We start from the raw sequence: 24,468 nt of genomic DNA, 5'->3' as shown, positions 1-24,468 counted from the left end.
CCTCCTCTTTGCGGATACCGTAGCAGAGCCGTAGGGGGTTTTATTATCTTTAATTATAATCTATTAGGTTAAATTAGTTGATCTTTATTCTGATACATAGCCTACAACTAATGAGTTAAAAAATATGAAATTAATATTAAAATCTAGTTGCACCATTTCTAATCGTGGATCACATTCTGACTATGATGATTTAATGATACGCTCAATGGAAACCAATATTTTTCTCGACATATCTGATACTCTCAGTGATGATGAATATTATGGGAGAGAAGATGAAGGTATATTAGAAATTGGGAAAATCATATCTAACCGTGTTGATTTAAGATACTTTCAAACGGATTTATGGGAATTAGCTGATGACAAAAATCCTGATTTAGAGGAACTGATTGCCTACTTTTTCTATGATGAAGGACAAAAATTTTTAGAAGATATTTTTGCTGACAGTATTTATTACATTGACCAAGTTGTTATTAAACCAAAATATCGTGGTTATGATTACGGATTATATGCCTTAGCCTTATTATTGGAATCTATATTATTGGAATCTATCACCAATGTTCAGGTAGTTGCGTGTCATCCGCATCCTATTAATATAAATAATATTAAACCAGTTGGTAGGTGTATTGAAGAAGAAGATCGTCCTAAGATAAAAAAAGCTCAACAATTATTAAAGAGGTATTGGTCAAAATTAGGCTTAAATAACTATAGTGAAAAACATAATATTTTATGGGGCGTCAATTGGGTAATGCCCAAATGGATTAGAGAAAAACTATTTCCATCAATACTAGAAAGTCAACAAAAAGAAGATTTAATACCAAATATATTACAAATGGATGAAGATAATTTTTTAAAGGATGAAGATAATTTAATTATGACACAAGATAACATATGCAAAGATTTTAATGATTTTTTAGATTGTTGTAAAGAGTATAAAATTGACTATGAATGGAATAACTTTGATTCATTTATCATGCTATATTATCAGACAAATGACGAGACATTAACATGGATAGAAAAGTTAGATAAAAATGATAAAAATGAGTTAAAAAAGTTAATAAATAAAAATGGTGAGAGTATGTTTGATGAGCAAAAATTTGACATTTTACTTTTAGCTAAAGATTTTGCTATTAGTGATGACCCTAACAAAAGACTCAATTATTGTTGTACAGTTCAATATGAATTTGATGCAAGATTCGATAGTTATCCTTCATTAAAAGTAAATATCAATATTAATGTAAATGCAATTTCTAATAAATATTTAAAACTGCCAGAAGATGATCAATTAGAAAGTTATCAAAGTTATTTATTTGATCTTGCTAATGATGAAATAGACAATAACTATGCTTTCTATAATATTAATCAATATTCAGGTTCTACTTCTATTGACTATAAATTAATTGATTAATTAATCATTTACTATTAGTCTGTTCTCAATAATTCAAACAATAAAGTAGATAAATGAATAAAGAAAACAGTAAATGTAATTACTGTGACGGTAAAAGATACATAGAGATTAGGGATTGTACGGGGGAAATCCAGAGAGAAGAAACCTGTGTTTTCTGTAACGGTACAGAAGAAAATTAAAGAAGAAATAATTTATAAATGCGATCGCACCTAAGATGATAAAAATAATAGATAGAAAGCGTGGAATTATGGTGGAAAATTTACTCTACATCACGCTCCTCTATTTTCTGCATTTACTACATCGCTTCGTTCTGATTAATTATTTGCTGATAAAGTTGCTTTGATGAATGCTTCCTCAGAATATTTTTAGTGTTAGACAAGAATTTTAGCTTTTAGTATTGAGAAAATCAGATATATTGAGAAATGCGAAAGTTGGAATAGAAATTGATATTTATTGCAGAATATTAAAAGTATTAACTATTATTACAAATAATATTTTGCATTATAAACAAATATTAAATATTGAAATATATGAGTAAAAATCTTATTATTTTATAATAAAAAATCTGTTTTAAAATTATTACTAAATGGTATATTAGTTATATATTGTTTAATACAAATTCAGGTTGAAAATTAATATCATGATATTTCTAAAGAAAATCACACTCTTTTTATTGACAGTTACCGTTGTTTATATTACTACAACTGTCTCTGCTTTTGCTATGCCGTTAAATGAATCTTTTCCCTATGGAAAAACAAACATTAGCCAACAGGTAATAACATTAAGTAACAATCAAGTAAAAGAACATATTATTTTGCAAAAGCGAGTTTGTCGTTATATTGATGGACAGAAAAGATGTTGGGATGAATAGCTTTTTCTTGATATAAGAAGATATTTTATTTTATACCAATTATCTTTTTCAACTAATTAATTAAAGTTCTTACTTGAAAAAAATTAGAGAAATAAATTAAATGTTGTTCTTATAAAGAGTTGGTATAATTACTTTTATATCACCCATTCATCCTGTTCCTGACAATAAATTTGATCATGAGGGCGATCATTGCTGTTAAACTTTATTGGGTTTATATTTCAGGGATACCAAGGAAAAAGGGTAAAGGCTTTGCTTAACCTTCTTTATCAGAACATAGACTGCGATCGCACAGCACCACCGAAGGTGATCGCATCTAGTGTAATAAATGATTTTCTCCCTTTATGGGGGAAACTATTTGAATGAAAGATGAGATTGAGATCGCACTATTTTTGCTTTGTCCACTAATTCGTAAGAAAAAAGCCCTAAAATAGACACAGACTTAGGGATGATCAAATGAGTAGATATACCAAAGATTGGAGAGAAATAGCTACAGCAGTCAAACAAAAAGCCGATTGGAAGTGTAGTCAATGCGGTACAGACTTCAAAAATAAATCAAGTAGAGGTCGCTCTCTGCAAGTGCATCACTGGAACAGAATACCAGAAGATAACAGACCAGAAAATTTAGTAGCTCTTTGTAATACCTGTCATTTAAAATATCATCGTGGCGGTAAAAGTAATATTCTTATCGGTCAATTATCTCTTAATCTCTAAATGAAACACTTAAACATCATTATCTCTGTTATCTTTATCTTTGTTTTTAGTCTGGTAATGTTCGCATCGTCCCTTGTTTACGAACCCGTACAAGCAACAGATAATCAATACTATGAATATCGAGCATTACATAACAGAGATGGTATCGGCAAATATTATCTTGGTAGGGAAATAGCGAAGGTGATGGGGCATCAAGAATTTCTCTGGTTAGAGCGTCCGAGTAGAGAAGCAGAAGAACAACCCAGTAAAGTCATTGAAGCATTAAATCTCAGTCCTGACGATACCATAGCAGATATTGGGGCAGGTTCGGGGTATTTCAGTTTTCGCCTTGCCCAAAAAGTTTCTCAAGGATTGGTTTATGCGGTGGATGTGCAACCTGAGATGATTGATATTATTGATTTCCTTGTCAAAGAATCTCCTGATTTACCCGTTTTACCCGTGTTGGGTAGCGAAACCTCCCCTAATTTACCTCCAGAATCCATTAACTTTGCCCTGATGGTGGATACTTACCATGAATTTAATCATCCTAGAGAAATGATGGAAGGGATAGTAAAAGCCCTTAAACCACAAGGAAAAGTTGTCTTAGTAGAGTATCGTAAAGAAAATCCCTTGATTATGATTAAAGGGGTACATAAAATGAGTGAGAAACAGGTAAAGAAGGAAATGGAAGCGGTAGGTTTAAAATGGGTCACAACCGCCGAATTTTTACCTCAACAACATTATTTAGTATTTGAGAAATCATGAGTAATAATCAAAGTTTTGAGGAAAAATACCCCAACCTTAGCGATTTTGTGTACTATCAAGGAAAAATAGAAATTGGTTATGATGAAAATACTGGCTCTTTTGTTATGGCTTACGATGAAGGAGGAACAGTTTATATTGGTGAAGATGAGTATGAGACTATGGAGGATGCCTTAGCTGATTTAGAAGCTGGAATCACCCAATATTTAGAAGAAAACGGAATTGATTTGAAAGCATAAATGTCAATTAATCAGAAAGAATTAGTAAAGCGTATTGCCAAAAAAATTAATCAAAAAGATGAGGTTGTGGAGGAAATTGTTAACGCTACCTTAGAAGAAGTATATGAGTGCTTAAAAGCTCAAGAAAGTGTTAATTTAAGAAACTTTGGCACATTTTACATTCAAGGAAAAAGGGATAGTACAGTGTTTAAATTCAATCCTTCTCAACGCCTACGAAAATTATTTGGTTGGTCATCTACTTATAAAGGAGATATATAAAACTTCTGGAATATAATCAAACTATAAGAAATAAAGAGTAACAGATGATTGAACTATATTATTGGGCAACCCCTAACGGACATAAAATAACCATCTTTTTAGAAGAAGCTAATCTTGATTACAAAATTATTCCTGTCAATATTGCCAAAGGAGAGCAATTTAACCCAGATTTCCTCAAAATATCTCCTAATAATCGTATTCCTGCCATTATCGACACTGAACCCACTGATAAGGGGGAATCCATTAGTATATTTGAGTCTGGGGCAATTTTACTCTATTTAGCACAGAAAACAGGTCAATTTCTATCTTCTGATATTAGACAATATACTAAAACTTTAGAGTGGTTATTCTGGCAGGTAGGCGGACTTGGACCAATGGCAGGGCAAAACCATCACTTTGGTTTATACGCTCCCGAAAAAATACCCTATGCAGTAGATCGCTATGTGAAAGAAACTAATCGATTATATGGGGTATTGAATAAACAATTAGAAGGAAAAGATTATATTGTAGGGGATTATTCCATTGCTGATATGGCTTGTTATCCTTGGATAGTACCTTATGCTAATCAACAACAGGATATAACAGAATTTCCCCATTTAGAAGCATGGTTTAAACGCATGGGAGAAAGAGAAGCGGTCATGAGAGCGTACAAAATAGCAGAACAATTTAAACAACCAACCGTTACTGAAGAAAGCCGAAGTATCCTCTTTGGACAAACAGCATCAATTATTGATTAATAAGAGAAGTATTTAATCATTTTTAGATGAGGGATATTAGCTTCTAAAAATTCATCACTGATAATGGTATAACCAGATTTTAAATAGAAATTAAGAGATTGTTTTTGAGCGTTAAGCCAGACAGAATTTAATTGATTCTCTCTTGCTACTAACTCTAAATTATGTAGAATAATTTGACCATAACCCTTATTTCTAAAAGATGGTAAAACCGCTAACCTTCCTATTTTTCCTTGTTGTTCTAAATCAATTCTTCCTGTGCCAATATAATGATTGTTAAGTTTTAAAAGTAGATGAATACAAACTGAATCTCTATCATCTAATTCTAAAGTTTCAGGAACATTTTGCTCAAGAACAAAAACACGATAACGAATTAAATTACACTCTTTTTTTAACTGTTGATAATCACCAATAATAATCTCTGGTTGCATAATTGAAGGAATAATATTCGGCTCTCTTACTGTGAATATGTAAATTATTCGTTTAGGTAGGGAACAGGGAACAGGGAACAGAGAATTATTTAATAATAATAGATAAAATTTTAATTTTGGTATCACCTGACACCTGCCACCTTCTACCTGAAACCTTTTTTAACTGATAATTTATCATAACTACTGTAGAAGAACCTAATATTCTATATATAAGTTATCAGATAATAGTGATGAAAAAGGTTATAGTCTTTGGTAGTATCAACATGGATTTAGCGGTCACTGTTCCTTATTTACCGTCTAGGGGTGAAACCTTAACAGGTAATAATTTTAATCTTAGCGGTGGTGGTAAAGGTGCTAATCAGGCGATCGCCCTCTCTCGTTTAGGAATAAATACAGAGTTAGTAGGCAGGGTAGGAAATGATGAGTTCGGCAAACAATTAAAAGAAACCTTAACGGATAATAAAGTAAACCATGACCACGTTATTGTTGATGATGACCACCCTACAGGAGTCGCAGTCATTACCATAGAAGCATCGGGAGATAATCAAATTATTGTGGTATCTGGTGCTAACGGTGCAGTTAATGAACAGGATTTAGCTAACCTTGAGTCTCTTTTACCCTCTGCTAGTTATTTATTATTACAATTAGAAATTCCTGTTTGGATAATTAAAGAAGCGATCGCCCTTGCCAAGAAATATAATGTAGCAGTAATATTAGACCCTGCACCAGCAGTAACATTAGGAGAAGATATTTATACAGGATTAGAGATAATTACACCTAATCTAATCGAAGCTAGTCAATTAGTAGGATACGAGGTAAATAACTCAGAAACAGCCCAGAAAGCAGGTGATTGGTTCTTAGATAGAGGAGTAAAAACAGTAATTATCACAATGGGAGAAAAAGGAGTATATTGTGTCACCAAAGAACAGAAATATTGGGTGAGTACACCATCAGTAACAGTGGTGGACACAGTAGGAGCAGGAGATGCTTTTAATGCGGGGCTAACAACAGCGTTAATAGAAGGTCACTCATTACCAATAGCAATACAATGGGGAGTGATTAACGGTAGTTTATCCGTTACCAAGTCAGGGGCGCAATCAGCTTTTGCTCATCGCCATGAATTTGACCAAGCACTCTTTGCAATATGAGTTAAACCTTGAGATTCTCTAAATCTTGGGGTAAACTAATTTTTGCATCCCCCTTAACTGTATTTTGACCTGTTTCCTACTGCTTAATTGCTTCAAACAGAGATTAATCATACTAACAGGACGATTAATGATATGACTGAGTTGTTTGATAGTTAATCCTTGAGGATGTTGGTTAATTACACCCAATAACTGCTCACTCGTAGTTAAGCCACCACGAGCTTCTATAAATATTAAATTCATTTCCTCACACACAAATTTTGAATAATTATTAAGCTATTATAGTGTAAGAAAAAGACTAAGGTAAGTTTTCTAAGTCGTTTAAATCCTTAAATCTTCCACTAGCCTGTTTATTTAATTTAAGATGTTTTAAGCTAATTAAATTGACATCAATATCATCAATTTTTGTAACCAATCTTTCTGCAAAACAATCTGTAAATGTTACCCCTGAAATAGTGGTTAATATTTCTAGTCTTAAAGGTGGTACACCCATCCTAATAATTTTATTTTCTTGCAAAAAAAGTTCAGGGGATAAATCAGGTAAATTAAACCCAAATTCTTTTAATACTTCTACTATTTTTTCGGCATTATCTGGATTAATTGCTATCCAAATATCCATATCTCCTGTCGAACGAGGATAACCATAATAGGTAACAGCATAACCACCTATCAGCAGATATTCAACTTGTTTTAAGTTCAGCAATTTCAAAAAATCTTTGAAGTCTAGCGGTAGTTGCATCTTTGCCATAATTAATTACTCTCATCATTTCTAATGCTCTTAATCTATCGTCTGGTTTAGTATTTAACCAATAAATTTTTTCGTCTGTTTCATCTGTTAAATTGGTGATAGCTATTACTGATTTATTTATTCTTTCCATTATTATAGATTATTTTTATTTTTTGTCCTTATTATAACAGAATAATACCCTTTTCTAATAGTTTTATTTAAGCAATTTTAATCTTGTGTATATTGAGTAATTTTATTGTTAATTCCTTTGGGCTTATTGATTTGCTTTTTAATTAACACTTCATTATTCTAATGATTTAAAGAAGTAGAAACAATAAAAAACATTTGCCCATATTGCATAAATAGACAGAATAACACTGATAGTTAATTGTAACGAATTACACTTAAAATAATGGATAAATTAATTACACAAATAGCTAGTCTCGGTGTACCAGGGTTAATTCTCTTATTCCTAATGTTCTTTTCTGGTTATGCAGGGGCGGCGGCGATTACTACTGCTTTAGCTACTTTAGGTGGTCCAATGGGAATGTTAGGGGGGATAGGAGTATTATTACTGTTAACTAAAATATCTGAAGGAATAGCAGAATATGGGTTTGAGAATATTGCAAAGGGAGTGGTGAGGGAGATGAGAGATAAAGGAAAAACAAAATTAGAGATAGTGATTGAAATAGAGCAGTTCCCTCTTATTTCTGCGGAGTTAAAACAAAAGTTAATCAAATTTGTCAAAGAATATTTCTAAATTCTGCATAAATCAGAAAAATGACACTGATATATAAGTAAGAACTTAGGAGATAATTTATGACTGGACAAATTCCTGATACTTTCATTTATAACGAAGACAAATTCGAGTTAGTCTATCTAAAAGGTGGAGACTTAATTACTCCCCAAGATTATGGCATGAATCCTCAAATGCTTCACACAGCTTGTTATCGTGGTTTTTATTCAACTTACGAAATTAAAGACAATCAATTATTATTACAAAAAATGGTAGTGGGGGAAATAACAGGACAATATCCTGAGATTAATGGAGTAGAACCTAAACAACAAGATTATGGAGTTTATTATGAAAACCTTAGTTTACTTACTGATTTTACGGGAGTAATCAGGATTGCTAAAGAATTAATAAATGAACTGTATATTCACATGGGTTATCAAAAGGGAACAGCATACAAAACATTATTAGAATTAAAATTTCAGCATGGAAGTTTAATTAATGTCAAAGACTTATCAAAGCAAAATAGAAGAAAAGAAGGAGCGTTTAAGAAAACCACAGAAAAGACTTCTCCTTTAAATATGATCAATAATAGCTTTGACCTCACTTTTGATGACTTATTTGAAGAAAATTAATAGAAATTATTATTTTTTCTCTCATCACTAGGGCTGTAAATATTTACACCTTCTTCTATGTCCTATTCTCTCATTAAACACAAACCGCTTATCCATAATGATGAATAAAATAGTAACGATAATAACCTTTATAGCATCGAGCAGTTTATTAATTAACCGACTCAAGGCACAAGAAAAATATCCTCATAAAGAAAATGTTGTTGCACAAACAATTATTAAACAATTTCCAGCTACTTATTTTACTACCTATGATTGTACTGTTGTAATGACTACCGATGAAATAACGGAACTACCTTGTAATTATTTAGCTATTACTGTTGGCGATAATATTATTAATTATCACTATGGTTTAAGGAATGATGAAGACAAATTATATAGTGTTAGTTATGGATTGCCTGTAGAATTTCCTAACAATGTTTTTTTAATAATGATGGACTTAAAAGGAAAAGAACCCTTGATCTTTGAGGCTAGAGGAGATTGCCAAAAACAAAGAATTAGTAATAATATCGATAAACTCACCTGTCAAGCACTAGCGATTGATGGTTCTACAATAAATGGGGAGGTATTAGTGCCTAGTTTTAATCTTCAAGAAATTATCAGAGAATTACAATGAAACTAATAGAGAAAATTAACTTTCAGACAGTTCAGATAATTGTTGTTTTAATTGGTGGCGTACTGGTAGCCTCTCCCTTTATTGTCAGAATAATAGAGCGATCGCATTATCAATCATTAGCTAAGGAGATAGTAGATTATATAGAAGGAATAAGAGAGCAAGGAAACTGTCAGGTCAATATTCAACAAGGGGAGATTAGCTCAAACTGTGCAGATGCTTTTACATTACCTGAACACATAGTTATTGATAAACCTCTAAAATTAAGCTACAACAACAAAATATTATTGGCAGATGAATTACTAATTATTAGTTCTCGTAATTATCCTGAACAATACTGTATAGGATTTAATGGACTCTTAACTAGGGCTGGTTACTACGATGGACGATGTAATAATTTAGAAAATGATAGATAGAATTACTCCGACCTTGCAAAACTAATTGTACTTGCGGGGATAACATTATTTCCGTCAGCTACACCTGTAATGTGTCCATAGAGAAATATTCTTGCTAGACGATTATTTGCAGTATTATCTGCAAGACAAAAACGGAATCCTCCTTTTCCCCCTGATGTTCCACCATAGACGGTAGTGCCACTAGGCCAAGCAGTCAATTCCTGATTACAAGCAACAGTAGTGGGTGCAGTTTCGTTAACACTGGTTAGACCATCTACAATAGTTGTGTATTGCGTATCCCATGCACTTGTTTGTCCTGTCTGTAGAACCGCATTGCCTGAACTATCATACTCTTGTCTTTTTAGAAGACCTGGCTTTAAATATACATTTGTTCCAGTGCTAATATCATCAAAACCATAGAGTACAGTACTATCATCGGGCATTGTCAGCTTTAAACAATGAGCGGAGTCAACACTAGCACTAGGACATCCTGTAGAACCTACAGCGACTGCGGTAACAGCTTTTGCTTCTTTAATTTCATCTTGTATATAAGCTATAGCTTTAGCTATCGTGGCACTACGCACAGTTTTAGATTCAACATTTTGATTTGCCCTCAAAATATTAACAAAACCACTAGCCGCAAAAGTTAGAACGATACCACTAATAACGAGAGCAACAATTAATTCGATTAATGACAGACCCTTCTCCGAGTTATTTCTTAACCCTATTAGTAGCTGAAGAATAATACGCTTATCCATCTTTTGAATGATTACTTTCTTTAATTATCATTCTAACATTTCAGAAGTTATTGAATCAGATTGTTGTTCCCATGCTCTTTCTTGTTGGTCTATCTGTTTCACTAATGCTTCGTCAGGGTCTTCACAAAAACTAAAGAATGGTATTACACAGAGAAGTGTATTGAAAATTAACTTAAGACTGAACATTGTGGGAAACTAAGAGTAAATAGCTATTATCGACTATAACAGAAGAAGAAAATCAACAGAGATTAACTGTAAATATCTCGTTCCCTGTTCCTATATCTTAAGGATAATATCTTGAATCTTCCCGTCCTTAACAATAATTTTAGATACTAATTTATGGTAAATTTCTTTACGCTGTTCTGGTAGTAAAGAATCCCAAAAACCGAAGGAAGAAAAGATAGATTTTAAATATTCCTGATTTTCTTTGACACTTAAATCCTGATTATTCTGATTAAATTCTAGTTCTTTAATTTGTGCTTCCAGTTTATCGATAGCTTCATCAATAGCTGGATTTTTAGGTAAAGATTTGAGAGTGGTAATTTGTTGTAGTAGTTCAATAATTTGGGGATTAATAATTTTAGTCGTAGTAGTAGATAATTTAGTTAATTCTCTGTATTTTTGTCTGAAAATATCAATAAGAGAACTTTCAACTACATCCATTCTAATCATTTTTTTATTATTACAATTACCAGTCCGACAGTTATAACATTGATAATAATAATTGTGTCCTAACTGAGGATTAGTATGGTTACGAAAAGACTTTAAAGCTCTCATAGAAAATTGACAAGAACTACAGTAAATTAAGCCAGATAGAGGATAATTAGCAATTTTACCAAAACCCCTAACTTTACGATTATGGGCAATAATATCGCAAATTTCTTGATACTCTAAGTCAGTTAGGATAGGAGGATGATTATTATAAATAATCACAGTTTCTTTTGTTTTATTACGGTGAAAATAGGCTAAATGTCCTCGTATCATAGGGTTATGAAAAAATACATCTAAACCAGCTTTTGAAAAACTTAAAGAATATTTATCTTGTTTAGTACTTAATCTCTGAAGTCCAAAATAAATATTTAATCTCGTTAAACATCCGTGTAAAGATTTCTCATCCAAAAAATAATCAATTACTAAACGAGCAATAGTAAATTTAGAATATTCTTTTTTATCATGAATATTACAGAGAAAAGGAATATCGTCTATAAAACAATTATTGTCAACTACACGATAACCCAAAGGAACAGAATGCACTTTATGTTGTTTACGGAAATATTCATAACCGTGTCGAGTTCTCTCTGAATTTAAGTCAGATTCATTCTGTGCGATCGCACCGAGCATATTTAGAGTAAGTTTGCCAGAAGCGGTCGAAAAATCAGTCTTCTGATCAAGAGCAATAAGTTGAACACCATACTGTTCAAGAATAGTAAAAGTCTTAATTTGATCCGCCAAACTTCGAGTTAATCGATCCAAGCGGGTAATAATTATTTCCGTGATAAGTCCTTCTTGAATATCTTGTAATAATTGTTGATACTGTACTCTTTTACTCTTTCGACCTGAGTCAATATCAAAATAGACCTTTTCTACCCTTTGAGATTTAATTCTTTCTATTTGTTGCTCTAAAGCATGACTATTGACTGCTTGTTCTTTTGTACTGACCCGACAATATCCCACTCTCATCTAAATATTTACATATCCTCAAAATGTATTATTATGTTATTGTACACTTATCCCTGTCCCTGTGGATATTATGGTGATACTATTCAACCTTGTTCTTGTTCTACCCGTCAAAGAGAGCAATATTGGGCAAAATTATCTGGACCTCTGCTCGATCGCATCGACTTACAAGTTGTAGTGAGTCGTCTCAAGCCTGAAGAAATGACCCAGCAAAAAACAGGAGAAGACTCAGGGATAGTTAAAGAAAGAGTAGCAAAAGCAAGAGTAAAAGCTCAAAATCGTTTTCATAATGCTAAAATTTCTTGTAATGCACAGATGCGATCGCAACATTTAAGAGAATTCTGTTCTCTCGATGAAACAAGTCGAAATCTATTGGAAAATGCCATTAGAAAACTAGGTTTATCTGCTAGGGCGATGGATAGAATTCTTAAAGTCTCTCGCACCATTGCCGATTTAGCAGGAGAAAATGAGATAAAACCCCCTCATATTGCCGAAGCTATTCAGTATCGAACCATTGACAGAATGCAATAGCAGGTTTCAGGAGAAAGAAGAAAATCAATTAAGATAAATTTAAGATATATTTATTGTCAATTGGGCAGGGGGAATATGTGGAATAGAATTCGTGACTTTATTAGAGTATTTTTCGCAAAATCAAGAAAAATTGAAGACGAACCCATAAATAAAGTTAGTTTGATTGTAATTATTATCATCGATTTATTTATACTGGGTAATGTTTTCTATGGTTTAGATGATATTAGTCGCTGGCCTTTATCTCCTGCTCAGGCTTATCCTTGTTATCAATCTTGGCAAAATTATCAAGAAGACTCTTCCTCTCCGGATAAGTATCAATTCATTCGGGATTTTATTGGTGAAAATCAAAACCCATCCTCTTTTAACTCTGTCGAGGAAAATCATTTAGGAAAAGTATCTCCCCTGTGTTTACAGTATGAAAGTTTAACTCAGGCTTTAAATAATAAAATCAATCAGGATATTGTTAGAAGAATTGATGAAAAAAATACTCAAATTAGACTATTAGAAGATAAAAATAAACAAATTCGCCAACAATACGACTCTACTTTACTCGAAGAAATTGCGGGGCAACCCAGAGAATTATCTATCAATGAAATTGAGGCAAAAACAGCTAAAGAAGAATTAGCTAAGAATCAAAATAATATTAATTTGTTAACTGGAGAAATTAATACACTTAAAAAAGAATTATTAACTAAAAATGAATCGGTTATTTTTTTGAATTTTGTCAATTCTCAGGACAAATTTAGTCAAATTAAGAGCAGTTGGGAAAGAGCTAATTTTTGGTATCCAACAATAAAATTACTATGGCAAATGGTATTTTTAGTACCTTTAATTATCATTAGTTTGTTAATTCATAAGTGGTCAGATAATAAGGGTTATGGGTTAGTTTCTTTAATGAGTTGGCATTTGTTGGTTATTTTTTTTATTCCCTTACTGATTAAATTATTTGAGTTTTTACAAATTGGATTTATTTTTGAGTCCTTATTAAATATAATTACAATTCTTTTTGGCGGTTTACTCTTTTTAGTTTCTTATTTATATATATTTATTATTCCCTTAGTAGGCTTTTTATTAATTAAGTTTTTTCAAAAATTTGTTTTCAACCCTTACACTCAAGCTAGTAAAAGAGTGGAAAAGTCGAGGTGTTTGAGATGTGGGAAAAAAATTCATCATGACACTGCCTATTGTCCTCATTGTGGTTTTTATCAATATCAAGAATGTAGTAATTGTCATAATTTAACTTATAAATATTTATCCTATTGTTATCATTGTGGCACTAAGCAAAACAACTAAACTTAAAAGTAAAAACAGTAATTTCTATTAATTTTATTTGAGAGAAAAATCATGATTTCATCGTTAAAAATAACGGTTTTAGTGGAAAATACTGCAGGGAGGCGAGGTTTATTGGGTGAACATGGACTTTCTTTTTTGATAGAGGCGGATAACTCTCGAATCCTTTTTGATACTGGTCAAGGGATGACTTTAATTCACAATGGAGATATATTAGGAGTCTCTCTGAATAATTTAGATGCGATCGCATTTTTGTGGCATGAATTAAAATCCATTGATTGTAGAGATTGTAGAGTCGGTACTATTTTTGAGATTGAATCTATAGGGAAATAGTTTAATTCCCTCTCTCTCGCCATTCATCAAAATTTCTTTCCAAAGCATATTGAAAACTCTTAGAAACTAAATAAATCTGCGGTTTTATCTTTTCTTGTTCTGGAAAAATCACCTCCGCATAAATTTGAGTATCATCAAAGTTAGATTTACCCAATATCATCTGATAGCGATCACTGTTTTTTAGGGTTATAGTGATAGTAGGAGAGTTGTTGTTAATGCCATATTCCTTTCTTTGTTCATCTGTTGCTAATAATTCTATTTTTTTTGTAGCACTGGGAAAAAGATTCAGTAAAAATGCGATCGCAGCATCACTCGCTTTAGTATTTTCCGGTTGTTTCATCATCCAAGATAGTGGCTCATTACCAGTTTTTTCAAAAGCTATCAATTGACCATTTGTTTTAATCTCTAAGGCTTGTATTTCCTCAGTTTTAAAAGGAAAAATAGACGGAATACTATCCTCTTGTTTACCAACGGGAGAAATATTAAAACCATCTTTCCTGATTTCCGTTAAAAACACCAACCCCATTAAACTAAATGCAGTGATAAACAAAATTATTGTATTGCGATTTAACTTCATCTCCTTTTCTTTTTGCCAGAGCGTGATGTTTGTAGCTTGTTAAAATAGGTTATTTTAACCAAAGATTTGTAAAACAAAATAGAGGTTAGGTAAACAATCATGGTAAATATTAACATAGTTAGTAAATCAGTTTTTTATTTCATCATTGAAAATAAATCCCGTGCAAGTCTTTAAGGAAATTATCGCCCGTTGGTGGTCAGAATTTACATTACAAACTAAATTAATGGCGATCGCTACTTTAGTAGTATCCTTGTTTATGAGTAGTATAACTTTTTGGGCTGTCAACTCCATTCAACAAGATGCTCAAATGAATGACACTCGTTTTGGCAGAGATTTAGGATTGCTTTTAGCCAGTAATGTCGCCCCCCTATTAGCAGAAGAAGACTTAACCCAAGTCGCTAGATTTTCAGGGAGATTTTTTCATAGCACTTCCAGCGTTCGTTATATCATCTACAGTAATAAAGAAGGGGAAATAATTTTTGGCATACCTTTTTCTCAACAAGAAGTAAAAAACTCATTTACTCTCCAACGCAAACTACAATTACCAGAAGAATATAACCCCACTGTTAATATCCCCGTTGTTAGACAACACCTTACCCCTGATGGAAAAGTAACCGATGTTTTCGTACCCATTTCTAACGACAATGAATATTTAGGGGTTTTAGCCATTGGAATTAATCCCAATCCCACCGTTGTAGCGTCTTCTAATCTAACCAGAGATGTTACTATTGCAGTATTTATCTCCATTTGGGCAATGGTAATCTTAGGAGGAGTATTCAACGCTCTAACCATAACTCAACCCATTAAAGAATTACTTATGGGGGTAAAAAACATCGCCGCAGGAAACTTTAAACAGAGAATAGATTTACCCCTTGGAGGAGAATTAGGGGAATTAATCCTTAGCTTTAACGATATGGCGGAGAGACTGGAAAAATATGAAGAACAAAACATTGAAGAATTAACCGCCGAAAAGGCTAAATTAGAAACCCTTGTGGCTACTATTGCTGATGGTGCAATTTTACTCGACTCACAGTTAAAACTTGTATTAGTTAATCCTACCGCCAGAAAAATGTTTGGTTGGGAAGAAACCCACATTCTGGGGGAAAATCTTTTAGAATACCTCCCTCAAGAAGTTACTCAACAACTGCAACAACCCCTAGAAAATATCTCCTATGGAGAGCATCCCGAAGAAGAAAACAATAATAATAGTATCCTGCCCACTAGGGGAGAATTTACCGTTACGATTACCAAACCTCAACATCACACTTTTCGCATTCTCTTAACCCAAGTATTAGACCAAAATAGGGAAAATATTAAGGGTATAGTCATGACAGTACAAGACATTACCAGAGAAGTGGAATTAAATGAAGCAAAAAGCCAATTTATTAGCAATGTATCCCATGAATTGAGGACTCCCTTATTCAATATCAAATCTTTCATTGAAACTCTTTTTGAATACGGAGATGATTTAACAGAAAGTGAAAAACTAGAATTTTTACAAACTGCCAATCATGAAACAGACAGACTAACGCGCTTAGTTAATGATGTTTTAGACCTATCACGGCTTGAATCTTCCCGTAGCTATCAATTTAATTCCCTTGATTTAGCTCAACCCATCGAACAAACCTTAAGAACATATCAACTCAATGCCAAAGATAAAAATATTGAACTTGTTCAAGAAGTAGAAGCCGATTTACCATCTATTTGGGGACATTATGATCTTTTACTACAAGTATTTACCAATTTGGTGGGCAATGCCCTTAAATTTACCCCAGAAGGCGGAAAAGTCACAGTAAGGGCTTACGGAGTTAAAGGAGACCCAGAAAATAATCATGATATAACTCATGTTAGGGTTGAAGTCGCAGATACAGGGATTGGTATTGCACCTGAAGATCAAGAAGCAATATTCGATCGCTTCTTTAGAGTAGAAAACAGAGTTCACACCTTAGAAGGGACAGGTTTAGGCTTATCCATCGTCAAAAACATCACGGAAAAACATAATAGCCGTATTCATTTAATCAGTGAGGTGGGAGCAGGTACAACTTTTTGGTTTGATTTATTGATTTATCAACCAGAAACAAAATTGAATAATCACCTAGAAGAAGAATTAAAAACTCTTACTAACTGACGTTACCCACTTATTCATGTGTTAAGTTTTAGTGGGTTTCTGGTTTCAGATTTCAGGTTTCAGGAAATAATAAAGCCGCAGTTTCAATTCCTGCCAACATCGCAGAAGGAAAAGGGAGAAATTATTTGGGTGATTATATCCGTCATCTTTCTATTGCAAATGGCTCACTCAAAGAACTCGAAACTCATTTGATGATTATAGGACGATTAGGCTATCTTAAAGAGCAAAAATTAAAAGTTACTTTAAACCTGACACCTGATACCTGACACCTATCCTTAACCGAACTGAGGTTAATTAATGAAAAACTTATTAAAAGGGTATATTATCTAAATTTTTACCATCTATTTCCCCTTCATCAAAACTGTAATCATCGGCATCTTCGTTGGATTGATAACTATTTAAACTAACGACATTATCGGGATTATGAGGAGGGTTACTACCCGAAAGAGGATAAATATGGGAAAGAGTTAACTCGGCGACTTTTTCTTTATAATTTTGCCTCTCTACTAAATCCATTTTTAAACGCCCCGTTACCACTACTTCATTACCTTCTATGTAATTTTTTTCTACATCCAAAGCTAAATTACCCCACGCTACAACTTTTAAGGTATTAGGAGGACTATTGGGCGATATATTTTCAAATTCTACCATCATTTCTGCGATCGCCAACTGATTGTCCTGAGTATATCGTAATTGAGGACTACGGACAATTTTTCCCATTAAAACACAGCTATTCATAAATGTATCTCTATTTCTGCTAGTTAACTATCTTTATTTTGCCACAATCTTTCTCGAATAGTAGTTTAAAAATACTAATATTAACCTGAACTTGATGTAAAAATATTGATGTTTAAGGGAAAAGCCCCATAAAAATTGATTACAAGTTGATTCAAGTTAGATAAATTTTCTCCTGATAATCGTCACTCTTAGGAAAAGACTAGAATAAAATGCGATCGAATCTTTCGCTCAAACTGATTTCAATATAATACTTTATCTAGTATTTATCTCTCCTTAGCACAGTGGTTTTTCTCCGTTAATTTTGATTTTTTGAAAACGTAAAATATTGCCGAGGGTTTGACTCTAAATTTCTTGGTGCGTTGTTTTGCTAATTTATTTTAACTCTTTGATTTGTGCTTGGTAGAGATGTGCTAATATAGCATTTCTATAAGAAAATATAATTATCAAACATTAAAAAAAATATTATGAAAGAGAATTTACCTATAATTTATATCTCTATTTTATTGGGCTTATTATTAATAGTTGCTATCCTTTTATTTAGACAAATCATTAAAACTAGGCGAACAGAATCTCGCTTTTCCAAGCTACAAAATAAACTCCAAAATCAAAAAGGAACTGCCCAAGAATACTACGAATTAGCAGGAATTTACTTAGATAAAAAACTATTTGTACAAGCAGTACAATTATTGCAAAGAGGTTTAAAAAGCGATGAAGGAATAGAGCCTGAGAATAAGGCATTGATGTATAATGCTTTAGGTTTTGCCTATTTTTCTCAAGAACAATATGATATTGCTATTCGTAACTATAAAGAGGCAATTAAATTATATCCTGAATATACTATAGCTTTAAATAATTTAGGAAACGTTTACGAGAAAAAACAGTTAATTACTCAGGCATTTGAGTGTTATAAAAAAACCCTTGAATTTGATCCTAAAAATATGGTAGCAACGAAAAGAGTCCAATCTCTTGAAAAACGTCTGGTAGTGAACTAAAGATTATATAATTACTATTTTATTCAACTTAATTCTTGATAAAAACTATTAGAGTTCATCTAAATCTTAGCTCTGAAAATATCCAGTATTAACGAAGAAAAGGAAGACGGATTAGGAGTTAAGAGTTTTTTATTATCAATCATTCACTCACTGCCCTTTTCCCTAACCTCACCATTATCTTTTATTCTCTTACTAAGTTTTAAATGTATATTAAAGACATTGGTGAACATCAACTATTATCAATCGTAAATCAGTATTGTGACCAAACCATTAATGGTGATGATGGGGCAATCATACCTTTTGATAGTGATAAAAACTTAGTCGTTACCACTGATATTTTAGTCGAAAATGTTCATTTCAGCGATCGCACTACGCCTCCAGAATCGGTTGGTTATCGTGGTGTAACTGCTAACTTGTCAGATATAGCCGCCATGGGGGGAATGCCAATAGGTATTACCGTAGGTTTATCCCTCAGAGGTGACACAGAAATTAATTGGGTAGAAAAACTTTATCAGGGAATGAAAAAATGTTTAACCCCATATCACATCAATATTCTTGGCGGAGATATAACTAAATCTGACACTAACACTATCTCCATTACAGCCTTGGGAAAAGTTTCTCCGTCTCAGGGTATCTATCGTCATCAAGCACAAGTGGGCGATGTCATTTTAGTAACAGGTAATCATGGATTGTCAAGGGCAGGGTTAGAAATCCTCCTCTATCCCGAAAAATATAGTCATATACCCTCTCAAATTAGAGAAAAGGTCATTTTTGCCCATCAATACCCGAAACCTCGCTTAGAGGTAATAAAATACTTACATGAACTATGTCAATGTGGTTATCCCATTGCAGGAATGGATAGTAGTGACGGATTAGCCGATGCTATTATACAAATATGCCATCAAAGTAAAGTAGGGGCAAGACTCGATCGCACCTCAATTATCATCGACGAAGCAATTTCAACTATTATCGACAGAAAAACAGCCTTTGAGTGGGTGCTTTATGGAGGAGAAGATTTTGAATTAGTATTATGTTTACCCTTAAACTTAGCAAGGAAAATTCAGCAAAAATTCGGAGAAGAATGTCAAATTATTGGTCAAATAACATCATCATTAGAAATGCAAATAATTGATCAACAAAATAGCAATTTACAACTCCCACTAAATCAGAAAAAAACTTTCCAGCATTTTTAGTTATACTAATTTATAGCTTAATGTACCTGATTAGCTTATTATTAAATAATATAAGTATTGTTATTAATATAGTCCATCTACTCCCCGTAATCTTTGAGCGTTAATCAAATCATGATTAAAATTTTAGTAGTCGATGATAATCACACACCCAGAGAAGTGATCAGCGAAGCACTGAAACAATTTAATATTCAAGTAACCGAAGCATCCAATGGGGTAGAGGCAACCAAAATCATTGAGAAAGAAAAATTCAACCTCGTAATTACTGATGTAGTTATGCCTGAAATGAATGGCTATGAATTATGTCGTTGGATAAAGAGTAATCCCGGAACAGAAAAAGTCCCTGTAATCATTTGCTCTACAAAAGGAGAAGAATTTGATATTCACTGGGCAACCAAACAAGGGGCTGATGCTTATATTATCAAGCCTTTTAAAACGATGGAACTATTAAAAACCATCAAATATTTACTCAAGCATAATGTAGGATAAAAATACCTTTTGGAAAATAAAGCTAAAATGTAATTTCCATAATTTAAAATCAATTTTTTTCTCTTTTCTCTCTTTACTGAACTTATAGAAAAAAGTCTAATCAGGAATTAACAAAGATAAATCAACAAATATAAACTAATAAAAATAAGCCTCGTTTTGGTTAAGTTTGACAAAAAATTATTGACAATCAATTGATTGAATTTTTGTACATTTTAACTATAAGTCCTAAATCCCAAATCCCTAACAAATCATTACCATTATGCCATTATGACAGATACCAATGTAATTGTAATCGGTGGAGGTTTAGCTGGTACAGAAGCCACATGGCAAATAGCCCAAGCTGGTGTGCCTGTAACCCTTTACGAAATGCGCCCCGTAAAAAATAGCCCTGCTCATCATAGCTCAGAATTAGCAGAATTAGTTTGTAGTAATTCCTTTGGTGCGGATGCCGTTGATCGAGCCGCAGGTTTATTACATGAAGAATTACGCCGTCTTAACTCCATTATCATTCAAACCGCAGACGAACATAAAGTTCCTGCAGGAGGAGCATTAGCAGTGGATAGAGGAGTGTTCAGTTCAAATTTGACTCAAACCCTTGCCAATCATCCTCTAATTACCTTAGAACGCTCGGAAATTAAAGAAATTCCTAGGGATAGTATTGTGGTGTTAGCTACAGGTCCTTTAACCAGTGATAGTCTTGCTCAACAACTACAAGATTTAACAGGAATGGATTACCTGAACTTTTTTGATGCGGCAAGTCCCATTATTGTCGGGGAGTCTATTAACAGGGATATAGCGTTTTTAGCTTCTCGTTACGACAAAGGAGAAGCGGCCTATCTCAACTGCCCGATGGATAAAGAGCAGTACCTGCATTTTTGGCAAGAATTATGTAGAGCAGAACAAGCAGAATTGAAAGACTTTGAGCGAGAAAGTGCTAACTTTTTTGAAGGCTGTTTACCCATAGAGGAATTAGCACAACGGGGAGAAGATACCATGAGATATGGTCCTCTTAAGCCCATTGGTTTATTTGATTCTCGGTTGGGGGACTTCAAAGCTCCTGAAAATAAAGCTAAAAGACCCTATGCCGTTGTACAACTTAGACAAGAAGACAAGGCAGGACAACTCTGGAATATGGTAGGATTTCAAACTAATTTACGTTGGGGAGAGCAGAAACGGGTATTTCGCTTAATTCCGGGGTTGGAAAATGCTGAATTTGTCCGCATGGGGGTCATGCACAAAAACACTTTTCTCAATGCACCTCAACTCTTAAAACCCACCTTACAATTTAAGTATCGAGATACCTTATTAGCCGCAGGACAATTAATCGGTACGGAAGGTTACACCGCCGCCGCCGCAGGAGGATGGTTAGCTGGTACGAATGCGGCGAGAATTGCTTTAAATCAATGTCCGATTACTCTTCCTAATGTCACCATGATGGGAGCTTTAATGGATTTTATTAGTACTGCTGATGCGAAACACTTTCAGCCCATGCCTCCTAACTTTGGTATTTTGCCCAATCTTCCCCAGAAAATTCGCAATAAACGAGAACGTTATCAAGCCTATGCAAGTCGTTCTTTAGAAGCGGTACGGAGTTCGGGGTTAGGAGTTAGGAGTTAGGGGTTTTTAATTCTTAATTATCAACTATTGACCTTCGCCCCTTGCCCTTCTAACTTTGCCCTTTTCTTAATTTCTAATTGAATCACCGTTTCCCAAACTGGTATATTGTAACTAAAGGTTAGGATGTCTCGAATGCTAAAGCTAACCTAGTTTATTGTTATTTTTATTGTTAATTATTGATTATGACCTCACCTTTTACTCCTGAAGAAATCGCCTCCGAAGGTATTAAACCAGCAGAATATGAAGATATTGTTAATCGTTTAGGCAGACACCCCAACAAAGCCGAGTTAGGAATGTTTGGCGTAATGTGGTCAGAGCATTGTTGCTATAAAAACTCGAAACCCTTACTCTCCCAATTTCCTACAGAGGGCGATCGCATCTTAGTTGGACCGGGAGAAAATGCAGGGGTTGTGGACTTTGGTAATGGTTTACGGGTTGCCTTTAAAATTGAATCCCATAATCACCCAAGCGCGATCGAACCTTTTCAGGGGGCGGCTACAGGGGTAGGAGGTATATTAAGAGACATCTTTACTATGGGGGCAAGACCGATCGCCCTTCTTAACTCTCTACGATTCGGAAACCTTGATAATGCCCATACTAAGCGTATTTTTAAAGGGGTTGTAGAGGGTATATCACATTACGGTAATTGCGTTGGCGTACCCACTATTGGAGGTGAAGTTTACTTTAACAGTGCTTATCGGGGCAATCCCCTCGTTAATGCAATGGCGATCGGACTTATGGAAACCGATGAAATCGTCAAAGCTGGGGCTTCTGGGGTAGGTAATCCCGTGTTATACGTTGGCTCAACCACTGGTAGAGACGGCATGGGAGGGGCAAGTTTTGCTAGTGCGGAATTAACCGATGAATCTATGGACGATCGCCCCGCAGTACAAGTAGGAGATCCTTTTCTGGAAAAATCCTTAATTGAAGCCTGTTTAGAAGCCTTTAAAACGGGGGCGGTTGTTTCTGCACAGGATATGGGAGCGGCAGGGATCACTTGTTCTACCTCTGAAATGGCGGCAAAAGGCGGTTTAGGCATTGAGTTAGACTTAGACAAAATCCCTGCACGGGAAACGGGTATGATTCCTTACGAGTATCTCCTCTCCGAATCTCAGGAAAGAATGTTATTTGTTGCCCAAAAAGGACGGGAACAGGAATTAATTGATATATTTGAAAGATGGGGACTCCATGCGGTTGTCGCAGGAGAGGTGATCGCAGATCCCATTGTCAGAATTTTCCATCAAGGTGCGATCGCCGCCGAAGTGCCTTGTACAGCTTTAGCGGATAATACTCCCGTTTACCATCGAGAATTGATGAGCGAAGCCCCTGCATACGCCCAAAAAGCATGGGCTTGGCATGAGTCATTATTGCCTGAATGCTCGAAAGAAGGAGTAAAAGGTCAAAAATGGGGTGAAATCCTTTTAAGCCTCCTTGATAGCCCTTCTATCGCCTCTAAACGATGGATTTATCGTCAATACGACTACCAAGTGCAGAACAATACTGTTATGCTCCCCGGTGGTGCAGATGCGTCTATTATTCGGGTGCGCCCTGTCAATGGTAAACCTGAGTTAGCCACTACGGGTATCGCTGCCACCACTGATTGTAATTCCCGTTATACCTATCTTGATCCCTATTTAGGGGCAAAATTAGCCGTTGCTGAAGCCGCCCGTAATCTCTCTTGTGTGGGTGCAGATGCGATCGCAATTACTGATAATTTGAACTTTGGTAGCCCTGAAAAACCCGTTGGTTATTGGCAATTACACCACGCCTGTCGAGGCATTTCCGAGGCTTGTGAAGAGTTTAAAACCCCTGTTACAGGTGGAAATGTATCTCTCTATAACGAAACCGTTGACAGCGAAGGTAATCCCCAACCTATTTATCCTACTCCTGTGATTGGTATGGTGGGTTTAATCCCAGACATTAACCATATTTGTGGACAAGGATGGCAAAATGAGGGTGATATTATCTACTTATTAGGTAAATTTAACCCCAGTTTAGGTGCGTCGGAGTATTTAGAGGTTATTCATGGCACTGTGGCAGGAAAACCCCCAGAATTAGATTATGAGTTAGAAAAAGCGGTGCAATCAGTCTGTTGTGAGGGGATTCGCTCGGATTTAGTCAAATCTGCCCATGATTGTGCGGAGGGAGGTATTGCCACTGCTTTAGCGGAATGTTGTATCAGTGGAAAATTAGGTTGTGATGTCACCCTCGAAATGGGAGATAATCGCCTTGATACTATGCTATTCGGAGAGTTAGCCAGTTTAATTATCGTTTCTGTATCTGCTGACAATCAAGAGCAATGGGAAGCCCAATTAACGGCAAAATTAGGCAATAATTGGCAAAAAATCGGAGTTGTTAAGGGTAATTCTCTGGTTATTAACAATCCTGAACAAAATCTCATTACCCTCGATGTTAATAATTTAACTGATACTTGGGGAGGTGCGATCGAACGTCGTTTGTAATAGACTTTTAAATTTAGGGGTTGAATAATCTTTACCCCTTTTTCTATTTAG

Annotated in this window: 31 protein-coding genes and 3 pseudogenes; 24 read left to right on the top strand and 10 right to left on the bottom strand. The window is 34.3% G+C overall.

The features are described from left to right. The first annotated feature begins 124 nt into the window (after window positions 1-124). The 9 genes from Dongsha4_RS17510 (at window position 125) to Dongsha4_RS17470 (ending at window position 4,962) form a co-directional block, all read left to right on the top strand. On the top strand, window positions 125-1,405 hold the full coding sequence (locus tag Dongsha4_RS17510) for a hypothetical protein (protein WP_330203568.1): 1,281 nt from the start codon (window positions 125-127) through the stop codon (window positions 1,403-1,405). Window positions 1,406-1,458: 53 nt separating this feature from the next. Beyond that, window positions 1,459-1,584, top strand: coding sequence for a molecular chaperone DnaJ (locus Dongsha4_RS17505; protein ID WP_330203567.1), 126 nt, complete (start codon window positions 1,459-1,461; stop codon window positions 1,582-1,584). 494 nt (window positions 1,585-2,078) lie between these two features. After that, complete coding sequence (locus Dongsha4_RS17500) at window positions 2,079-2,276, top strand: hypothetical protein (protein ID WP_330203566.1); 198 nt, start codon at window positions 2,079-2,081, stop codon at window positions 2,274-2,276. A 189-nt stretch (window positions 2,277-2,465) separates the two neighbouring features. Beyond that, complete coding sequence (locus tag Dongsha4_RS17495; RefSeq protein WP_330203565.1) at window positions 2,466-2,639, top strand: hypothetical protein; 174 nt, start codon at window positions 2,466-2,468, stop codon at window positions 2,637-2,639. Between the two features lie 90 nt (window positions 2,640-2,729). After that, entirely contained in the window at window positions 2,730-2,987 is a 258-nt protein-coding gene (locus tag Dongsha4_RS17490) for an HNH endonuclease (protein WP_330203564.1), read from the top strand. After that, window positions 2,988-3,731 carry a class I SAM-dependent methyltransferase gene (locus Dongsha4_RS17485; protein ID WP_330203563.1) on the top strand — a complete coding sequence of 248 codons (744 nt, stop codon included), beginning with the start codon at window positions 2,988-2,990 and terminating at the stop codon, window positions 3,729-3,731. Then, on the top strand, window positions 3,728-3,967 hold the full coding sequence (locus Dongsha4_RS17480) for a hypothetical protein (RefSeq protein WP_330203562.1): 240 nt from the start codon (window positions 3,728-3,730) through the stop codon (window positions 3,965-3,967). Before Dongsha4_RS17485 ends, Dongsha4_RS17480 begins: the two co-directional genes overlap by 4 nt. Further along, window positions 3,968-4,225, top strand: coding sequence for an HU family DNA-binding protein (locus tag Dongsha4_RS17475; RefSeq protein ID WP_330203561.1), 258 nt, complete (start codon window positions 3,968-3,970; stop codon window positions 4,223-4,225). Window positions 4,226-4,269: 44 nt separating this feature from the next. Beyond that, window positions 4,270-4,962 carry a glutathione binding-like protein gene (locus tag Dongsha4_RS17470; RefSeq protein WP_330203560.1) on the top strand — a complete coding sequence of 231 codons (693 nt, stop codon included), beginning with the start codon at window positions 4,270-4,272 and terminating at the stop codon, window positions 4,960-4,962. Here Dongsha4_RS17470 and Dongsha4_RS17465 read toward each other — a convergent pair. Further along, complete coding sequence (locus Dongsha4_RS17465; protein WP_330203559.1) at window positions 4,959-5,390, bottom strand: GNAT family N-acetyltransferase; 432 nt, start codon at window positions 5,388-5,390, stop codon at window positions 4,959-4,961. The genes Dongsha4_RS17470 and Dongsha4_RS17465 overlap by 4 nt on opposite strands. 230 nt (window positions 5,391-5,620) lie before the next feature. Here Dongsha4_RS17465 and rbsK point away from each other — a divergent pair, with 230 nt between their 5' ends. Beyond that, on the top strand, window positions 5,621-6,538 hold the full coding sequence (gene rbsK, locus Dongsha4_RS17460; RefSeq protein WP_330203558.1) for a ribokinase: 918 nt from the start codon (window positions 5,621-5,623) through the stop codon (window positions 6,536-6,538). An 18-nt stretch (window positions 6,539-6,556) separates the two neighbouring features. On the opposite strand, the gene Dongsha4_RS17455 is transcribed toward rbsK, so the two are convergent. From Dongsha4_RS17455 to Dongsha4_RS17445, 3 genes are read right to left on the bottom strand one after another with little or no spacing between them, the layout of a single operon-like run. Further along, window positions 6,557-6,778 carry a hypothetical protein gene (locus Dongsha4_RS17455; protein ID WP_330203557.1) on the bottom strand — a complete coding sequence of 74 codons (222 nt, stop codon included), beginning with the start codon at window positions 6,776-6,778 and terminating at the stop codon, window positions 6,557-6,559. 55 nt (window positions 6,779-6,833) lie between these two features. Next, a complete protein-coding gene (locus Dongsha4_RS17450) occupies window positions 6,834-7,238 on the bottom strand; it encodes a hypothetical protein (protein WP_330203556.1) in 405 nt (134 codons plus the stop codon). Then, window positions 7,216-7,413 carry a hypothetical protein gene (locus tag Dongsha4_RS17445; protein ID WP_330203555.1) on the bottom strand — a complete coding sequence of 66 codons (198 nt, stop codon included), beginning with the start codon at window positions 7,411-7,413 and terminating at the stop codon, window positions 7,216-7,218. The genes Dongsha4_RS17450 and Dongsha4_RS17445 overlap by 23 nt, the downstream gene beginning before the upstream one ends. A 261-nt stretch (window positions 7,414-7,674) precedes the next feature. On the opposite strand from Dongsha4_RS17445, the gene Dongsha4_RS17440 reads away from it, so the two are divergent. The 4 genes from Dongsha4_RS17440 (at window position 7,675) to Dongsha4_RS17425 (ending at window position 9,656) form a co-directional block, all read left to right on the top strand. Then, window positions 7,675-8,022, top strand: a complete 348-nt coding sequence (locus Dongsha4_RS17440) for a hypothetical protein (RefSeq protein ID WP_330203554.1) — start codon at window positions 7,675-7,677, stop codon at window positions 8,020-8,022. Between the two features lie 59 nt (window positions 8,023-8,081). After that, the gene (locus Dongsha4_RS17435) at window positions 8,082-8,630 is read left to right on the top strand and encodes a hypothetical protein (RefSeq protein WP_330203553.1); all 549 of its coding nucleotides are present in this window, start codon (window positions 8,082-8,084) and stop codon (window positions 8,628-8,630) included. A gap of 97 nt (window positions 8,631-8,727) precedes the next feature. Further along, a complete protein-coding gene (locus Dongsha4_RS17430; RefSeq protein WP_330203552.1) occupies window positions 8,728-9,243 on the top strand; it encodes a hypothetical protein in 516 nt (171 codons plus the stop codon). After that, window positions 9,240-9,656, top strand: a complete 417-nt coding sequence (locus Dongsha4_RS17425) for a hypothetical protein (protein ID WP_330203551.1) — start codon at window positions 9,240-9,242, stop codon at window positions 9,654-9,656. The genes Dongsha4_RS17430 and Dongsha4_RS17425 overlap by 4 nt, the downstream gene beginning before the upstream one ends. Window positions 9,657-9,658: 2 nt before the next feature. Here Dongsha4_RS17425 and Dongsha4_RS17420 read toward each other — a convergent pair whose 3' ends face one another. The 3 genes from Dongsha4_RS17420 to xisF all read right to left on the bottom strand — a co-directional run bounded on the left by Dongsha4_RS17420 (window position 9,659) and on the right by xisF (window position 12,073). Further along, on the bottom strand, window positions 9,659-10,393 hold the full coding sequence (locus Dongsha4_RS17420) for a prepilin-type N-terminal cleavage/methylation domain-containing protein (RefSeq protein WP_330203550.1): 735 nt from the start codon (window positions 10,391-10,393) through the stop codon (window positions 9,659-9,661). Between the two features lie 27 nt (window positions 10,394-10,420). Next, window positions 10,421-10,579, bottom strand: a complete 159-nt coding sequence (locus tag Dongsha4_RS17415) for a hypothetical protein (protein WP_320001000.1) — start codon at window positions 10,577-10,579, stop codon at window positions 10,421-10,423. A gap of 90 nt (window positions 10,580-10,669) precedes the next feature. After that, the gene (gene xisF / locus Dongsha4_RS17410; RefSeq protein WP_330203549.1) at window positions 10,670-12,073 is read right to left on the bottom strand and encodes a fdxN element excision recombinase XisF; all 1,404 of its coding nucleotides are present in this window, start codon (window positions 12,071-12,073) and stop codon (window positions 10,670-10,672) included. Window positions 12,074-12,118: 45 nt separating this feature from the next. Between xisF and Dongsha4_RS17405 the strand changes: the two are divergent. From Dongsha4_RS17405 to Dongsha4_RS17395, 3 genes and pseudogenes are all read left to right on the top strand, one after another. Then, a pseudogene (locus tag Dongsha4_RS17405) lies at window positions 12,119-12,601 on the top strand (ATP-binding protein); the annotation flags it as partial. 75 nt (window positions 12,602-12,676) lie between these two features. Beyond that, entirely contained in the window at window positions 12,677-13,894 is a 1,218-nt protein-coding gene (locus tag Dongsha4_RS17400; RefSeq protein ID WP_330203548.1) for a hypothetical protein, read from the top strand. A 51-nt stretch (window positions 13,895-13,945) separates the two neighbouring features. Further along, on the top strand, window positions 13,946-14,224 hold the full coding sequence (locus tag Dongsha4_RS17395) for a hypothetical protein (RefSeq protein WP_330203547.1): 279 nt from the start codon (window positions 13,946-13,948) through the stop codon (window positions 14,222-14,224). Window position 14,225: 1 nt separating this feature from the next. On the opposite strand, the gene Dongsha4_RS17390 is transcribed toward Dongsha4_RS17395, so the two are convergent. Continuing rightward, a complete protein-coding gene (locus Dongsha4_RS17390) occupies window positions 14,226-14,801 on the bottom strand; it encodes a DUF4340 domain-containing protein (RefSeq protein WP_330203546.1) in 576 nt (191 codons plus the stop codon). A 160-nt stretch (window positions 14,802-14,961) separates the two neighbouring features. On the opposite strand from Dongsha4_RS17390, the gene nblS reads away from it, so the two are divergent. Together nblS and Dongsha4_RS17380 are read left to right on the top strand one after the other, a co-directional pair. Next, entirely contained in the window at window positions 14,962-16,929 is a 1,968-nt protein-coding gene (gene nblS / locus Dongsha4_RS17385) for a two-component system sensor histidine kinase NblS (protein ID WP_330203545.1), read from the top strand. Window positions 16,930-17,009: 80 nt separating this feature from the next. Further along, window positions 17,010-17,195 (top strand): annotated as a pseudogene (locus tag Dongsha4_RS17380) (four helix bundle protein); the annotation flags it as partial. A gap of 43 nt (window positions 17,196-17,238) precedes the next feature. Here the strand turns inward: Dongsha4_RS17380 and Dongsha4_RS17375 are convergent. Both Dongsha4_RS17375 and Dongsha4_RS19015 read right to left on the bottom strand, forming a co-directional pair. Further along, the gene (locus Dongsha4_RS17375) at window positions 17,239-17,667 is read right to left on the bottom strand and encodes a single-stranded DNA-binding protein (protein WP_330203544.1); all 429 of its coding nucleotides are present in this window, start codon (window positions 17,665-17,667) and stop codon (window positions 17,239-17,241) included. 263 nt (window positions 17,668-17,930) lie between these two features. Further along, window positions 17,931-18,026: pseudogene (locus Dongsha4_RS19015) on the bottom strand (IS630 transposase-related protein); the annotation flags it as partial. A 105-nt stretch (window positions 18,027-18,131) separates the two neighbouring features. Between Dongsha4_RS19015 and Dongsha4_RS17370 the strand changes: the two are divergent. From Dongsha4_RS17370 to purL, 5 genes are all read left to right on the top strand, one after another. Then, window positions 18,132-18,659: a tetratricopeptide repeat protein gene (locus Dongsha4_RS17370; protein WP_330203543.1), complete on the top strand. Its 528-nt coding sequence runs from the start codon at window positions 18,132-18,134 to the stop codon at window positions 18,657-18,659. Between the two features lie 203 nt (window positions 18,660-18,862). Further along, complete coding sequence (gene thiL, locus Dongsha4_RS17365; protein WP_330203542.1) at window positions 18,863-19,852, top strand: thiamine-phosphate kinase; 990 nt, start codon at window positions 18,863-18,865, stop codon at window positions 19,850-19,852. A 111-nt stretch (window positions 19,853-19,963) separates the two neighbouring features. After that, a complete protein-coding gene (locus Dongsha4_RS17360) occupies window positions 19,964-20,338 on the top strand; it encodes a response regulator (protein WP_041922412.1) in 375 nt (124 codons plus the stop codon). Window positions 20,339-20,605: 267 nt separating this feature from the next. After that, a complete protein-coding gene (trmFO, locus tag Dongsha4_RS17355) occupies window positions 20,606-21,955 on the top strand; it encodes an FADH(2)-oxidizing methylenetetrahydrofolate--tRNA-(uracil(54)-C(5))-methyltransferase TrmFO (protein WP_330203541.1) in 1,350 nt (449 codons plus the stop codon). Between the two features lie 182 nt (window positions 21,956-22,137). Beyond that, on the top strand, window positions 22,138-24,417 hold the full coding sequence (purL, locus tag Dongsha4_RS17350; protein WP_330203540.1) for a phosphoribosylformylglycinamidine synthase subunit PurL: 2,280 nt from the start codon (window positions 22,138-22,140) through the stop codon (window positions 24,415-24,417). Window positions 24,418-24,468: the final 51 nt, after the last annotated feature.

This window comes from Cyanobacterium sp. Dongsha4 (genome assembly GCF_036345015.1).
GTDB lineage: Bacteria > Cyanobacteriota > Cyanobacteriia > Cyanobacteriales > Cyanobacteriaceae > PCC-10605.
Note: the sequence above shows the minus strand (reverse complement) of the source record. Positions and strands in the feature narration are given on the sequence as shown.

Bases quoted from the DNA above. Each gene is read 5' to 3' on its own strand.
- Dongsha4_RS17510 (WP_330203568.1), top strand. From the start codon at position 125: ATGAAATTAATATTAAAATCTAGTTGCACCATTTCTAATCGTGGATCA.
- Dongsha4_RS17505 (WP_330203567.1), top strand. From the start codon at position 1,459: ATGAATAAAGAAAACAGTAAATGTAATTACTGTGACGGTAAAAGATAC.
- Dongsha4_RS17490 (WP_330203564.1), top strand. From the start codon at position 2,730: ATGAGTAGATATACCAAAGATTGGAGAGAAATAGCTACAGCAGTCAAA.
- Dongsha4_RS17485 (WP_330203563.1), top strand. From the start codon at position 2,988: ATGAAACACTTAAACATCATTATCTCTGTTATCTTTATCTTTGTTTTT.
- Dongsha4_RS17480 (WP_330203562.1), top strand. From the start codon at position 3,728: ATGAGTAATAATCAAAGTTTTGAGGAAAAATACCCCAACCTTAGCGAT.
- Dongsha4_RS17475 (WP_330203561.1), top strand. From the start codon at position 3,968: ATGTCAATTAATCAGAAAGAATTAGTAAAGCGTATTGCCAAAAAAATT.
- Dongsha4_RS17470 (WP_330203560.1), top strand. From the start codon at position 4,270: ATGATTGAACTATATTATTGGGCAACCCCTAACGGACATAAAATAACC.
- Dongsha4_RS17465 (WP_330203559.1), bottom strand. From the start codon at position 5,390: ATGCAACCAGAGATTATTATTGGTGATTATCAACAGTTAAAAAAAGAG.
- rbsK (WP_330203558.1), top strand. From the start codon at position 5,621: ATGAAAAAGGTTATAGTCTTTGGTAGTATCAACATGGATTTAGCGGTC.
- Dongsha4_RS17455 (WP_330203557.1), bottom strand. From the start codon at position 6,778: ATGAATTTAATATTTATAGAAGCTCGTGGTGGCTTAACTACGAGTGAG.
- Dongsha4_RS17445 (WP_330203555.1), bottom strand. From the start codon at position 7,413: ATGGAAAGAATAAATAAATCAGTAATAGCTATCACCAATTTAACAGAT.
- Dongsha4_RS17440 (WP_330203554.1), top strand. From the start codon at position 7,675: ATGGATAAATTAATTACACAAATAGCTAGTCTCGGTGTACCAGGGTTA.
- Dongsha4_RS17435 (WP_330203553.1), top strand. From the start codon at position 8,082: ATGACTGGACAAATTCCTGATACTTTCATTTATAACGAAGACAAATTC.
- Dongsha4_RS17430 (WP_330203552.1), top strand. From the start codon at position 8,728: ATGATGAATAAAATAGTAACGATAATAACCTTTATAGCATCGAGCAGT.
- Dongsha4_RS17425 (WP_330203551.1), top strand. From the start codon at position 9,240: ATGAAACTAATAGAGAAAATTAACTTTCAGACAGTTCAGATAATTGTT.
- Dongsha4_RS17420 (WP_330203550.1), bottom strand. From the start codon at position 10,393: ATGGATAAGCGTATTATTCTTCAGCTACTAATAGGGTTAAGAAATAAC.
- Dongsha4_RS17415 (WP_320001000.1), bottom strand. From the start codon at position 10,579: ATGTTCAGTCTTAAGTTAATTTTCAATACACTTCTCTGTGTAATACCA.
- xisF (WP_330203549.1), bottom strand. From the start codon at position 12,073: ATGAGAGTGGGATATTGTCGGGTCAGTACAAAAGAACAAGCAGTCAAT.
- Dongsha4_RS17400 (WP_330203548.1), top strand. From the start codon at position 12,677: ATGTGGAATAGAATTCGTGACTTTATTAGAGTATTTTTCGCAAAATCA.
- Dongsha4_RS17395 (WP_330203547.1), top strand. From the start codon at position 13,946: ATGATTTCATCGTTAAAAATAACGGTTTTAGTGGAAAATACTGCAGGG.
- Dongsha4_RS17390 (WP_330203546.1), bottom strand. From the start codon at position 14,801: ATGAAGTTAAATCGCAATACAATAATTTTGTTTATCACTGCATTTAGT.
- Dongsha4_RS17375 (WP_330203544.1), bottom strand. From the start codon at position 17,667: ATGAATAGCTGTGTTTTAATGGGAAAAATTGTCCGTAGTCCTCAATTA.
- Dongsha4_RS17370 (WP_330203543.1), top strand. From the start codon at position 18,132: ATGAAAGAGAATTTACCTATAATTTATATCTCTATTTTATTGGGCTTA.
- thiL (WP_330203542.1), top strand. From the start codon at position 18,863: ATGTATATTAAAGACATTGGTGAACATCAACTATTATCAATCGTAAAT.
- Dongsha4_RS17360 (WP_041922412.1), top strand. From the start codon at position 19,964: ATGATTAAAATTTTAGTAGTCGATGATAATCACACACCCAGAGAAGTG.
- trmFO (WP_330203541.1), top strand. From the start codon at position 20,606: ATGACAGATACCAATGTAATTGTAATCGGTGGAGGTTTAGCTGGTACA.
- purL (WP_330203540.1), top strand. From the start codon at position 22,138: ATGACCTCACCTTTTACTCCTGAAGAAATCGCCTCCGAAGGTATTAAA.